General features: G+C 51.7%; 9 protein-coding genes. 6 read left to right on the top strand and 3 right to left on the bottom strand.

Going from position 1 to position 12839, the window contains the following annotated elements; all coding sequences use genetic code 11:
- Positions 1 to 5: 5 nt before the first annotated feature.
- The 5 genes from V1224_12820 to V1224_12800 are packed head-to-tail and all read left to right on the top strand — an operon-like array spanning position 6 to position 7201.
- Entirely contained in the window at positions 6 to 863 is an 858-nt protein-coding gene (locus V1224_12820; protein ID WWR15345.1) for a hypothetical protein, read from the top strand.
- A gap of 30 nt (positions 864 to 893) precedes the next feature.
- On the top strand, positions 894 to 1886 hold the full coding sequence (locus V1224_12815; GenBank protein ID WWR15344.1) for an NAD-dependent epimerase: 993 nt from the start codon (positions 894 to 896) through the stop codon (positions 1884 to 1886).
- A 16-nt stretch (positions 1887 to 1902) separates the two neighbouring features.
- Positions 1903 to 3933, top strand: a complete 2031-nt coding sequence (locus V1224_12810; GenBank protein WWR15343.1) for a CotH kinase family protein — start codon at positions 1903 to 1905, stop codon at positions 3931 to 3933.
- Between the two features lie 30 nt (positions 3934 to 3963).
- Positions 3964 to 6210: a hypothetical protein gene (locus tag V1224_12805; protein WWR15342.1), complete on the top strand. Its 2247-nt coding sequence runs from the start codon at positions 3964 to 3966 to the stop codon at positions 6208 to 6210.
- Positions 6211 to 6214: 4 nt separating this feature from the next.
- Entirely contained in the window at positions 6215 to 7201 is a 987-nt protein-coding gene (locus tag V1224_12800) for a glycosyltransferase family 2 protein (GenBank protein ID WWR15341.1), read from the top strand.
- Positions 7202 to 7203: 2 nt separating this feature from the next.
- On the opposite strand, the gene V1224_12795 is transcribed toward V1224_12800, so the two are convergent.
- On the bottom strand, positions 7204 to 8373 hold the full coding sequence (locus V1224_12795) for a glycosyltransferase (protein ID WWR15340.1): 1170 nt from the start codon (positions 8371 to 8373) through the stop codon (positions 7204 to 7206).
- 87 nt (positions 8374 to 8460) lie between these two features.
- Here V1224_12795 and V1224_12790 point away from each other — a divergent pair, with 87 nt between their 5' ends.
- Entirely contained in the window at positions 8461 to 9894 is a 1434-nt protein-coding gene (locus V1224_12790; GenBank protein WWR15339.1) for an oligosaccharide flippase family protein, read from the top strand.
- A 49-nt stretch (positions 9895 to 9943) separates the two neighbouring features.
- Here the strand turns inward: V1224_12790 and V1224_12785 are convergent, their stop codons facing one another.
- Together V1224_12785 and V1224_12780 are read right to left on the bottom strand one after the other, a co-directional pair.
- Complete coding sequence (locus V1224_12785; protein ID WWR15338.1) at positions 9944 to 11233, bottom strand: SGNH/GDSL hydrolase family protein; 1290 nt, start codon at positions 11231 to 11233, stop codon at positions 9944 to 9946.
- A 36-nt stretch (positions 11234 to 11269) separates the two neighbouring features.
- Positions 11270 to 12835, bottom strand: a complete 1566-nt coding sequence (locus V1224_12780; protein WWR15337.1) for a glucosyltransferase domain-containing protein — start codon at positions 12833 to 12835, stop codon at positions 11270 to 11272.
- Positions 12836 to 12839 lie beyond the last annotated feature (4 nt).

Below are 12839 nucleotides of genomic sequence, written 5' to 3'. Positions count from 1 at the left end.
AAAGGATGAAAAACGCGATGGATGAAGTGATCAGAACGACTGTCACGATCTATAAAAATTATGGCGGCAGCAGTATGCTGACGCTGCTTGTAATGGCAGCGGTGTTGTATCTGTGGGTCACCGAGGAGCGGGGGGAAGTCAGAGCACTGTTCGTCTATCTGACGGCAGGGATCATTGCACTGTTTTTCTTTCCGTTTTTTGCCTGGGCCGCGATGCACATTTTTCTCGATTCGCAAGTCTATTATCGGCTCCTGTGGCTCATTCCCATGGGGATGATTGTCTCCTATGCGGCGGCCCGGGCGGTCAGTCAGATCGAGACAAGGCGAAAGCGGATCATAGTCAGTATTTTGTTTCTTTTATTTATCGTGCGCAGCGGCAGTCTGATCTACCAAAACCCCATGGTCACGCGGGCGGAAAACCTCTATCATCTGCCGGGTTCCGTCATTTCCGTGGCGGATGTCATGCACGTGGATGACAGAGAAGTCAAAGCGGTCGTGCCGAGTGAGATGTTACAGTTTATCCGTCAGTATGATGCGTCCATCCATCTTGCCTATGGCAGAGAGGCGCTTGTGGACGGTTGGAGCAACAATCCTCTCTATGAGGCGATGGAGTCCAATCCGGTCCGTTCCTATGCGATCACCGACTATGCCAGAGCACAGGGGGTGGAGTATATCGTGCTGCGCACGGGCACTCCTGTTGTGGGCACCAAACCGATCGACAAATATGAATTCAGTTATCTGACTACGGTGGAAAATTATGATATTTATATTTTTGACCGGGCAGAATTTGCGGAAGAGAAGAAAGCGGAATTTGAATCCCTGATTGATCCGGACAGGGAGGACTTTTATACGCAGACAGAATAAAAATTCAGATTGACTGACAGGAGGAGCAATATGAATGCTTTTGACAATGCAAAAATTTATCTGATCACGGGAGGAGCCGGGTTTATCGGCTTCCACCTGTCAAAGCGGCTGCTGGAAAAGGGAGCCAGAGTTATCGGGTTCGACAATATGAACGATTATTATGAGGTGTCCCTGAAGGAAGCGCGGCTGGAGATTTTGAAGCAATTTCCGGCCTATACGTTCGTGAAGGGGGATCTGGCGGATAAACAGGCAGTGTTTTCCCTGTTCGAGACATACGCTCCGCAGATCGTGGTCAATCTGGGCGCCCAGGCAGGTGTACGCTATAGCATTGACAATCCGGATGCTTATGTGTCTTCCAATCTGGTGGGATTTTTCAACATTCTGGAGGGCTGTCGCCATTATGGCGTCGAACATCTTGTGTTTGCTTCTTCCAGTTCCGTGTACGGCGGCAACGAGAAAGTGCCTTTTTCGACGGAGGATAAGGTGGACGGGCCGGTGAGCCTTTATGCGGCGACTAAAAAGTCGAACGAACTGATGGCGCATGCTTATAGTAAGCTGTATGGTTACCCGGTGACAGGTCTGCGATTTTTTACAGTCTATGGTCCCATGGGCCGGCCGGATATGGCATATTTTAAATTCGCCAAAAAGATCATGAACGGGGAACCGATTCCTATCTATAATAACGGCGATATGCTGCGCGATTTTACGTATATCGATGATATTGTGACAGGTGTGTACAATATTCTCTGCAATCCTCCGCAGAAAAATGAAAATGGAATCGCCTATAAGATCTATAATATCGGCAATAACAAGCCGGTAAAGCTGATGGATTTCATTACCGTGCTGGAGCAGTGCCTGGGCAGAGAGGCAAAGAAGGAGTATTATCCGATGCAGCCGGGGGATGTCTATCAGACGTACGCGGATGTGTCGGAGCTGATGAGAGATTTCGGGTTCCGCCCGGATACCTCGATCGAGGAAGGGTTGTCTGCGTTCGTGACATGGTTTCGGGAATACTATCGTTGACCGGTAAGGGGTAGAGATGAGAAGAAAAACTATCTGTCTGGCGGTGGCGGTTCTCTCTCTGCTGACGCTGATCACAGGCATGACATTCTATGGCAACAGAGCAGTGGGAAGCGCTGTCTGGCCGGGAGGGAAGCGGTGGCAGGAACAGGCGGGACAGCTCTATGTGTCGGTGCCCTTCTCCCGTTTCCGCTCGAAGACGATCTCTTTTTGGTGGAATGAAAAAGAAAGCAAATATTATCTCTTTCTGCCGTCGTTCTGGCAGGAAGGGGAGAGTCTGAAGCTGTGGAGCGGAGGCGGGGAGAGGCTGCGGCTCTGGGTCAATGAGATGGACAGTTTCCCGGAGGAGGGCAATATCCGTCTCTCCCGCGGAAGGACCGATGCCCTGCGGGAAGGAGAGTATCTGCTCGGTGTGGGAGAGGAAATTTATCCGCTGGAAGTGGTGGCGGCAGATCAGGTTCCCGCACTGTTCATCGAGATGGAAGATGAAAAGCTGGAAGGACTGGCAGAGCAGCCCCGCAAAGAGCAGAGCGGTATCGATGTCTTGCTCGTAGACAGAGAGGGCAGAGCACTGACCGAAGGGATTGCCGAGGGGCTGCGTGTGCGGGGCAATACGTCGGCTGACTGGGTCAAGAAGCCGTATCAGATGGCAATGAGCAGCGCTACCGATTTCCTCGGTATGGGCGGGGCCGTCAAATGGAATCTTCTCAGTAACTGGTCCGACAAGACATTGCTGCGCAATAAAGTTACTTATGATATGGCAACCCGGGCCGGGATGGCCTATTCTCCGGAGAGCGGGTTTGTCGATCTGTATCTGAACGGAGAATATCAGGGCTGTTATCAGATCAGCGAGAAAGTGGAGATCGGTCCCGAGCGGGTGGCGGTCCGCAATCTGGAAGATTTTACGTTATATGAACCGACGCCGGAGGAGCGGGATCTGGCAGGCCGGGCACTGCTCGCCAAAGAAGATCCGCAGCAGGCCGGTATCGAACAGACGGCGAACGGGCTTGCTTACCGGGGATATGAGACGCAGGTCGGCACGGACGATATAACCGGCGGTTATCTGCTGGAGATCGAGCGGCCGTCCCGGATTTATGAGAGCGCCAGCTTTTTTATTACCAGCCATGGTCAGCCCGTGACAGTGAAGCGGCCCAAATATGCCGATAAAGCACAGGTGCAGTATATTGCCGGCTGCTGGCAGACATTTGAGGATGCGCTCTATGCGGAGGACGGCGTCAATCCGGGCACGGGACTGCACTATACGGATTATATTGACGCGGAGAGCTTTGTCAGAAAGTATCTCGTGGAAGAGATTGTCCGCAATTATGATGCTTCGTCGACAAGCCAGTATTTTTACAAGGACACGGACCGTGTGGACGGCAGATTTTACGCAGGCCCCGTGTGGGATTATGATATGAGTCTGGGCAATCCGATCATGAGTCCGCTGACAAATCAGAACTACATCAGCAGTGTCAGTCCATACGGGCTGTTCGCGGCGCTGCCGATGGATGATTTTTCGATCTGGTATCGGCTCTATGAGAGAGATGAGTTTCAAAGCGCGGTCCGGAAAACCTATGCGGAAACATTTCTGCCGCTTCTGAAGGAACTGGAAGACGAGGAGATTGATGCACTGGCGGCGCAGATTGAGGCGAGTGCGCTTATGGACGGTGTGCGCTGGGACAGGAATAAAGGCAGAGATCAGGAAGCCCGGGCCCGGGAATATGCGGATCATATAGAGCAGCTCAAAGCATTTATCAGTACGAGAGAGTATTATCTCACCGGACTGTGGGTGGAAGGCCGTGAGTCTAAGAAAGTTTATCTGGACGGCGGAGATGCAGATATGTACATATCCTATGTGGAAGGACTTGTGGGAGATGTGCTGGAGGAGCCGCTGCCCCCCGTAAAAGAAGGCTACACGTTTGTGTGCTGGCTCAACGGCTATACGAAAGAGCCTTATGACTTTACGAAGGCCTATGATGGCAGTGATCTGTACTTTGTGGCGCAGTATCGCAGCAATACGGACGGCAGCATTTTGATTGCCGGAGAATAATATGACATATGCGTCGCTTTTGGAGGGACTATGATTCTTTTGTTATGTATCGCTAATATATGGTTATGTGCCTGTATGATCGCCAAAGCCAGACCGGGTATCGGCCTTGTCAGACTCGCTGTCTTTACTGTCTGCAGTTTTTTCTTCCTGTATACGGTTGTCAGCGCAGGATTTTTCTGGGCGGACGTATTTGACTTTGTCCAGGTGCTGACAGTCTGTCTCGCACTGGAGGCGGCCGCAGACGCAGCTTTGATTAGGCGGGAGTTTCGCCGCGCAGCAGCCGCGAACGGGAGACAGTCTATGGAAAATGCAGGTGAGAGCCCGTCTGCGGATTCGGCGGGCGGCGGCCCGGAGACCGCGTCAGGCGCAGGGACCGGCTCCGTCACGTTCTGGCAGGCGCTCAGACCTGATGTGACCTGGGATGTGCGCGCCTGTGCATTGCCGCTTCTCGTAGTCATATTGGCGCTTCCGTTTACATGGAACAAGTTCGAGCTCTATAGTATGGGGCAGGATCAGGGTACCTATCAGGTGAAAGCGCTTGCGCTTATGGCGTATGATACGCATAATTATATGGAGATGGAGGAGTTTACAAAGCTGGAGACGGACGAGGAACGGCAGAAATATCTGGATTTCGTCTACGGGCAGAACAATCTTTATCTGCCGCGGGTCATTGAGGAGACGGACACAGATGCGGCGAATTTTGACCGTATCATCGGAACAATCCATGGCCTGCCGACGTACTCGGCGGTTCTTGCTCTCTGGGGAATCCTGTTTGGCTATGCGCAGATGATCGGCGTGCAGACAGTGCTGTATATCTGTCTGATCTTTCTCGTCTGGTTTATCGCGGAGCAGATGAAACTGCGGCGCGTTACCTGTTTCCTGCTCTCACTGCTGACGGCGTTCAGTCCGATCATTTTATGGGGCTCCAAGTCGTCGCTGACGGAAGTGGGTCTGGCGGTGATCTTTGCGGTCTTTCTGTTGATCCTCACCGGTGAGCGGAAAAATGCCTGGATGGCCTGGATTCCGCTGACGGCCTTTGCCTTCTCCCATATCAGCATTTATGTCTTTATGCCAATCCTGATCATCGTGCTTTTCGTCATGTATTTTACAGACGGGGAAAAGGGCTGGCTTGTGTCGGTGATCGGCACACTGACCGGTTATGCGCTGAGCGCGTTCTGGTCATTTGCGATTGCGCCGTATTATTCATACGGCAACTACAATGTACTCTGGAAAATATCGCGGCAGATCATTAATGAAAACAATATCAAACCTGTGATCCTTCTCCTGTGCGTTGTGCTCGGCGGCGGCGCCGTCTTTTTGATGAGCGGGAAAGGAGCTGCCTTTGCGGAGAGCATCCGGTGCAAGGCCGGCCAGAGCCGTCTGTTTGCACAGCTCTGTCGCTGGGGCATCCGTGTTCTGCTTTTGGTCTCGGCGCTGTTCTTTGTATACAAAGGGGTGATCCAGGCGGAGTATGTCCGCTATTTTGAATATCTGCAGATCAGCACTTATCTCTATATGACGGGACTGGTACTGATCCCGTTTCTGTTTGTCTTCCTGTTCTGGAAACCGGAACAGGCGCTGCGGCGCAGTGATACGGCGGCGCTGACCCTGTTGTTTTTCTACTGTGTGATCGCCTATTCTTCGTTTATGCGGCTGGATGTGTTGTTCTATTATTATTATGCCAGATATGTGACCATTTTTTTGAGCATCGTCTTTCTGCTTGCAGGAAGGCTGCTGGAGGAGACAGGAACGGGCAGAAGGCAGCGTCTGTTTGCCGCCGGTATGCTTGTGCTGGCGTTTGTGAGTTTCCTTCCCTATGATCTGGGACTGCGCACGCAGAAGGATCACACGCGGTGCGAGTGGGAAGTGCTGGGGGATGTCTGTGAGGACATTACGGCGGAAGATGCCTTTATCGTCGGTCCGGACGAGCAGCAGATCGTATTCATCTTTCCAGTGAAACTGTTGACGGGCTGTGATGTGTATTATGCCGATGAAAATCTGCGGGGGCAGATTGGGAAACTGTCTCTGCGCTACCGCAATGTCTATTATCTCGACTATGAGGGGGAACTGGAGAAAAAGATGGAGGCGGATGAGAACTGGCAGGACGGCGCGCTCACTGTGAACAAGGTATATACGAACTGGAATCATCTGAGTTATCTCGATTATTTCAATATTACAAATCCATGGACGCCGATTCCGCTCAATTATGTGGAATACAGACTGAAGCTGTCTCTTCATGAGATCAGTCTGAGCGAGTCGTGGGAAGAGGAGGCATAAGTATATGAAACTGATCATTCAGATCCCCTGTCTGAACGAGGCGGAAACGCTGGAGATTGCGCTCAACGACCTGCCGCGGCAGATCGACGGGGTCGATGAGATCGAATATTTGATCATCAATGACGGCAGTGAGGATAATACGGTGGAAGTGGCAAGAAACTGGGGTGTGCATCATATTGTCAGCTTTCCGCGAAACAAAGGGCTGGCCCGTGGATTTATGGCCGGGCTGGACGCGGCGCTGCGCCAGGGCGCGGATATTATCGTCAACACGGATGCGGACAATCAGTACTGCGGCGAGGACATTAGCAAACTGATCCGTCCGATTCTGGATGGAAAGGCGGAGGTCGTAATCGGCGAACGGCCAATCGATGAGACGGAGCATTTCTCTCCTCTGAAAAAGAAGCTGCAGCATTTGGGCAGCTTTGTCGTGCGCAAGGCTTCCCGGACAGACATCCCCGATGCGCCCAGTGGTTTCCGGGCATTCAGCAGGGACGCCGCCATGCATATGAATGTCGTCAACGAATATACGTACACGCTGGAGACGATCGTCCAGGCGGGAAGGAACCGGATGGCCATCACCTCGGTACCGATCCGCACGAATCCCGAGCTGCGTTCGTCGCGGCTGTTTAAGAGTATGGCATCCTATGTCAAGCGGTCCATGCTCACAATCCTGCGGGCGTTTATGATGTACCGGCCGATGTTTTTCTTTACGCTGGTCGGCGCGGTACCGTTTTTGATCGGGCTTGGTATCGGCATCCGTTTCCTGTGCTTTTATTTTACGGTCGGCGGTTCCGGGCATGTGCAGTCGCTTATTCTCGCCTGCACGCTGATGATTATGGGATTCATGACATTTATCATCGGGCTGCAGGCGGACGTGATCGCTGCCAACCGGAAAATACTGGAAGACGTGCAGTATCATCTGCGCCGGTTGGAATATGACGGCCCGCGTCGCCCGGATGTGGACGACAGACAGGCGGAAAGGGAAACCTGATTTCAGATCATCTGTTCCATGATGTCGTGATACTTTTCGGCGATGACAGAGTAGTCAAAGCGTGCGGCCGTCTGCAGAGAGGCTGCGGATAATGTGCGGCGAAGGCCTTCGTCAGCAACCAGTCTGCTCAGATGGGCGGCGAGCTGGTCGACGTTGCGTTCCTCCGCCAGCAGACCGTTCTGGCCGTCTGTGATCAGATCGGTGATACCGCCGGAGCGGCTGGCGATGACGGGCAGGCCGGAAGCCATCGCCTCCAGAATGACAAGGCCGAACCCTTCCACGTCACCGCCTCTGGCAGTGACAGAGGGCGCAGCGAATATATCGGCGCTGGCGTAGACGGCACGCAGTTCAGTGTGAGGTTTCGGGCCGAGGAAGCGTACCTTATCTTCCAGATGCAGTTCACGCACGAGCGACTTGCAGGCAGACTCCAGCGGCCCGCTGCCGACGATGACGAGCAGCGCATCGACCTGACTCATAGCTCTGATCAGATAGGCGGTTCCTTTCTTCTCCGCCAGACGGCCGACAAAGAGGATTACTTTCCGCTCTCCCTGTGAAAAGAAGTTGTCCGTTCTCCGGGCGGGTGAAAAGTATGAGGTGTTACAGCCCATCGGGATCACGGCTGCGCGCGTGTAACCGTAGGTTTCTTTTAACAGTTTCTTCAGATGTGCGGAGACGACGGTAGCGGCGGCTGCCCTTTTCAGACAGCGCTTCTTCAGCAGATAGAAGACAGAGCCGTTTAGCTCACCGACATCTCCGCCATGCCCGGTGACGAGAAACGGCTTTTTGCAAAAGGAAGCGATGATCCCCTGCGGGATGAGCCAGTGGGCGTGGACGATGTCAAAGTCTTTTTCATAGTGGCGCACGGCCAGAAACTGGGCGAGCAGCAAAAAGGGAACGAGTAAGATCCGGCTCTTTTTTTCTTTGATGCGGGGAACGATTGCACCGGGATAGCAGAGCGTCTCCCACTTATGGAGCGGAAAGTAATGGTAGCGGATGACGGGAATGCCTTCCAGCGTTTCACGGTCGGCGGCGCCGATGGCGGCGGGAACGAGCGCCGTGACATCATAATATCTGCTCAGACCGATACAATAATCTAATATAAACCGTGGTTCCGTGTCCTGTGCCCAGCGCGGAAAGGTGGATGCGGTGACGAGCAATTTCTTTTTTCTCATGGCGAGTACCTCCTGACTGTTATTATTATAATATAAGAAACAAAAAATTCAATAGAGCGTGCGCAGAGGCGCCGTGGAAGGAAACATATGTATACAGGGATCATTCTTCATCTGCTCAGCAAAATATCGTTTGTCGTCGGAAGTTATACGATGCACTTTTTTCTGGGGCGTTATCTGCCGGAAGCAGAATACGGTATTGTGGGAACGGTGATCACAATAATGAATTTTGAATATATCTTTTTTACGGACGGTGTGCGGCAGGGGATGGCAAAAGCCATATCCATGGAGCGTTATGAGGAGAAAGATCTCATCCGTACGGGGCTTTTGTTTCAGACAGGCATTGTCCTGTTCTTTTTTATCGGCACATATGGCGGCGCGCCTGTGATCGCGCGGCTGCTCGGGGATCGGGCATTGACGCCCTATATCCGCAATGTTGCGCTTTTGCTTCCGTTTACGGGCCTGTATTCTCTGATGCTCGGGATTCTCAATGGTCATAAAGATTTTCGCGCAGAGGCGGGCACGAGCATCCTCTATCCGCTTTTGAAACTGAGTGTGATTCCGGCCGTCTGTATTGTGTTCACAGATCCGATTCTCGGAACGCAGATGGGATTCTTGTTTGCGGCGGTTGTAATCTCAGCGATCTCGGCTCTTAGAGTGTGGAAGATCCGTTTGTCCTTTTATGATACCGATGAACAGATGGACCGAAGCGAGTATGTGAAGACGGCGGCCAGTTATTTACTGTTATTTGGCGCATCGACGTTTATGATGAATCTGGACACGTTGATCTTAAAGAGGGTGTCAGGAGACAATGAGGCCGTCGGCTATTACACGGGCGTCGCCAATTTTGCCAAGATACCATATTATCTGCTGACCGCCTTTTATACGGTCGTGCTGCCGATTGTAACCGGCAATTATATGCAGGGAAAAATAGAGGAGGCGAGAGAGAAAATTGCCGATGTACTGGGACTTGTGCTTGGCCTGATTCTGCCGATCGTGACGATTGTTTCCGCCGCTTCCGGGCATATACTGGCGCTCTTTTACAGGCCGAGCTACCGGAGAGGGGAAAATGCGCTGGCGCTGCTGATCTTCGCCATCGCCTTTCTCGGGATGACGCTGATCTTTTCCATGATTCTTTCCGCTGCTGACCGCAAGAAACTGTTGGCATGGCTTTCCGTGGGAATGCTGGCGTCGCAGGCGCTGCTGTGCGTCGTTTTCACACAGCGGTGGTCGCTGACAGGCACGGCTGCGGCAACGCTTCTCGTCACAGCGGTCGGCATGTTTGTCTGTGGGGCGGCTGTCAGGCGTATCTTTGGTTCGTTCTGGCAAAAAAAACATACACTGCTGTTTGCTGTGAACATGGCAGTGTATGCTGTGATACTGTATATCTTTCGCATTGTACAGATCGATCATTTTCTGATTCTGACAGGTATCTGCGCGCTGATTTATGTGCCGCTGGCTGTCTTTGGTGCGGTGCGTACCGGCATTTTGTCGTCCCTTTTTTGCAGGAACCGGTCAAATTAACAGATGCGGCAGTCCTGTGTGGCGCGGAACGATACGGAACCATGCCGGCTCATTGGGAAGCCTGCTGAGTACCGATAAAACCGGCGATCCGCTCGGCGATGGCGTTTCGCCCTGCCTCATTTAAATGTTCTTTGTCGTCCTCGAGATATTGCTCATAGTTTTCCGGTGTGACGGTGCCGTAATAGTTGTCGATGTAGGAGACACCTGCGCCGACAGCGATGTTTTTATAGGCGATCATATAGTCCGCCAGACTGCCCTGTCCCATGTCAAGCATACCGCTGTCCTGCTGCTCCCCGTTCTCGTCTTCCACATAACAGAAATACGGGGAGGAGATGATAATACGGATATGGGGAAAGGCTTCTTTTAATAGTTTTACGGACTGATACAGACAGCCGCAGCAGGTAACGGGCAGGGTGTCGTCATAAGGACTCGACAGCAGCCTCTTGTCTTCATAGTCATGTGAGTCATACAGAATCGTGATCACATCGACGTCGCCCATATCGAGCTCTTTGAGCATGTCCACCGTTTCCCTGACACTGTCATCTCCTTCCCATGTCTTTGCGGTATCTTCCAGAAGCGCAAATTCTCCCGACGAAATACAGTACGACATCCAATAGAGACTGAATACATCGGTGGGATACGAAGGATCATAAGAAGCATTTTTTACGGAAAGGTACGTATGATCGAGACTGGCGTCATATACTTTACCGCCGGTGAGCGTTTCCAGACGCTTTCCAATACTGCTTTCCTCTCCCTTTGTCTTGGCGAGTGTGCCGTTGCCGAGAAGAAGGATTGTCGTGATGCCATCATCTTTTTGCATAGCGACGGCAGAGGAAGTCAGTGGAACACGATGATCTTCCGGCTCCATGTCAAACTGGGAGGTATCTTCCGTAGGGTCGTACTCGGATTCCCGCCCACGGTTCCAGAGGACGAGCTTGACGATGGCCACGATGGCGATCAGTATGATAAGACCGGTGAAAGCCAAATGGATATACGTGGCTTTTATCTTTTGGGTTTTCTTCTTTTTCCTGCGGGAGGAAGCCTTGGAAGAACCTGATTTTTTTGAGCCCGTCTTTTTGGAACCGGACTTTTTTGTCCCGTTCGTCCCGGATTTATTAGCGCCGGATTTATGCCCATTGGCTTTGCCGGAGGTCGTTTTTCGGGCGTCGGCAGGACGTTTGCGTGGTTTCCGGACAGCTTCCGGGGCCGCTTTCTGTGTATGAGAAGGGACTTTGGGAGGCTGAGCGGAAATTTCTGGGTCCGTACTGTCGAGATCTATGTCATCAACGTCTGAGAGATCGATCATATACAGGTCGGTTCTGTTCTCATCTTCTTTCATATATTCTATATACTCCTGTCAGCAAATTAATAAAGGTTAATCATCATTGAGTTTTATTACAGTCACATCATTGATCACCCGCACACAGCCGTCATGCGGGTAACGGGGCATCTCCTGAAATTCCGGCGTTTCTTTCAGTGCAGCTTCCTCTTCCGGTGTGACAACGGTAATATCTTCACCGAGACAGTTTTGAATGAATGGCAGATAGCATCTGCTGGAACCGCCAAAGACTCTTGGACCGCTCATTCCGACCATAGGATCGAGCAGATCTTTGACGGCTTCCATCTTATAAGTTTTGCTGTAATTGCCGATGAAGGCGATAGGGCGGTGGCTGTCATAATCCTCGGACTGTTCTATTTTGTCCATTATGTTGAGGCATAATGCGTATGTCTTCTCATAACGGAAATTCATGTTAAAATATGCAATGTTCGTGAGCAGTATATAATTCCAGACAACAAGCAGAGAGGACAGGATGCAGATCCATTCCAGCAGCTTTTGCCGGTTGACTGCCAGGTAAGGGGCCGTTTTCTCATAGAAGATGAGTACGGCGATAAAAAGCAGACACCACCCATGCCGCATCAACATATGGATGGTCACACCGGAAGAGATCAGATAAAAAACATTGGCTGACAGCGGAATGCAGATCAGACAAAGCAGCAGAAGGGTTGTCCGCATTGCGTTCGTGTACAGGCGCTGTCTGAGATAAAAGACAAAGAAAAAGAACAACAGTAACACGACCGTAACCAGCAGCGCAATCCGCATCCAACTGTTAAAGGCCAGTACCTGACCAGGGCGGAAGAAGTCGACAAAATCACGAAAGACTGTGATGATACGGGTGCGGATCTCCGAAAGTCCGGGGACAGAGCTGTCGTCGATTCCCTGATAAGAGCTCAGCTGTGTATGCTTCAGTTTGAGCGTGGCGATCATTCCGATATAGTAGGCGCCCATACCGAGGCTGAGCATGAGAAGGTAACGGACGATCATTGCTTTGATTGTCCGATCGTCATATTTCTCCGGCTGTAAGAGCATCAGGACAGCAAATAACAGCATTAACAGTAAGGTGAAAGACAGATAGGCCTGATAGATGCCAACGCTGCAGCATAATAGTACGGCGCCGGTCAGCCAGCCGTATCTGCGCTGCGTGCGGGTGACAAAATAGGCGGCCAGCGTGCCGAGCAGACAGCTGAACAGGAACGGATCAATGGCAAACATGAAAGAGTAGATCGTCGCCACGGAAGGGAACGTGATCAGCAGGCCGGACATGAGGATGATGGCAGCCTTATTTTTCATATCAAACATACGTACGATCACCATACTGGCAATTCCGGCATAGATCAGCGCCAGAATCCCGTTGACGACGGGCAGACTGAAATAGGAAGAGATCCCTGCCACATAGGTCAGCAGCCAGCGGCCGAGTTCCGGCTTGTCAAAGGTGACATAGAGATAGCGGATGTCGTCATGGTTATACAGAGAATTGGTAATAATAAACAGATGACAGAAAAAGCCAATGAGGAAGGTACTGAGAAAAGCTGTTTTCTGTTCTTTTGACAGAGTCTTTTCCACATGGCGGATACATTCTGAGGGACTTTTTAACGAAAACATGATA

The sequence above is a fragment of the Lachnospiraceae bacterium JLR.KK008 genome, from assembly GCA_037015955.1.
In the GTDB taxonomy this organism is placed as follows: Bacteria; Bacillota; Clostridia; order Lachnospirales; family Lachnospiraceae; genus VSOB01.
This window is presented reverse-complemented; position numbering and strand designations above follow the sequence as displayed.

What these genes read in the sequence shown, in the direction of transcription:
- V1224_12820 (WWR15345.1), top strand. Translation starts at nt 6, where the DNA reads ATGAAAAACGCGATGGATGAAGTGATCAGAACGACTGTCACGATCTAT.
- V1224_12815 (WWR15344.1), top strand. Translation starts at nt 894, where the DNA reads ATGAATGCTTTTGACAATGCAAAAATTTATCTGATCACGGGAGGAGCC.
- V1224_12810 (WWR15343.1), top strand. Translation starts at nt 1,903, where the DNA reads ATGAGAAGAAAAACTATCTGTCTGGCGGTGGCGGTTCTCTCTCTGCTG.
- V1224_12805 (WWR15342.1), top strand. Translation starts at nt 3,964, where the DNA reads ATGATTCTTTTGTTATGTATCGCTAATATATGGTTATGTGCCTGTATG.
- V1224_12800 (WWR15341.1), top strand. Translation starts at nt 6,215, where the DNA reads ATGAAACTGATCATTCAGATCCCCTGTCTGAACGAGGCGGAAACGCTG.
- V1224_12795 (WWR15340.1), bottom strand. Translation starts at nt 8,373, where the DNA reads ATGAGAAAAAAGAAATTGCTCGTCACCGCATCCACCTTTCCGCGCTGG.
- V1224_12790 (WWR15339.1), top strand. Translation starts at nt 8,461, where the DNA reads ATGTATACAGGGATCATTCTTCATCTGCTCAGCAAAATATCGTTTGTC.
- V1224_12785 (WWR15338.1), bottom strand. Translation starts at nt 11,233, where the DNA reads ATGAAAGAAGATGAGAACAGAACCGACCTGTATATGATCGATCTCTCA.
- V1224_12780 (WWR15337.1), bottom strand. Translation starts at nt 12,835, where the DNA reads ATGTTTTCGTTAAAAAGTCCCTCAGAATGTATCCGCCATGTGGAAAAG.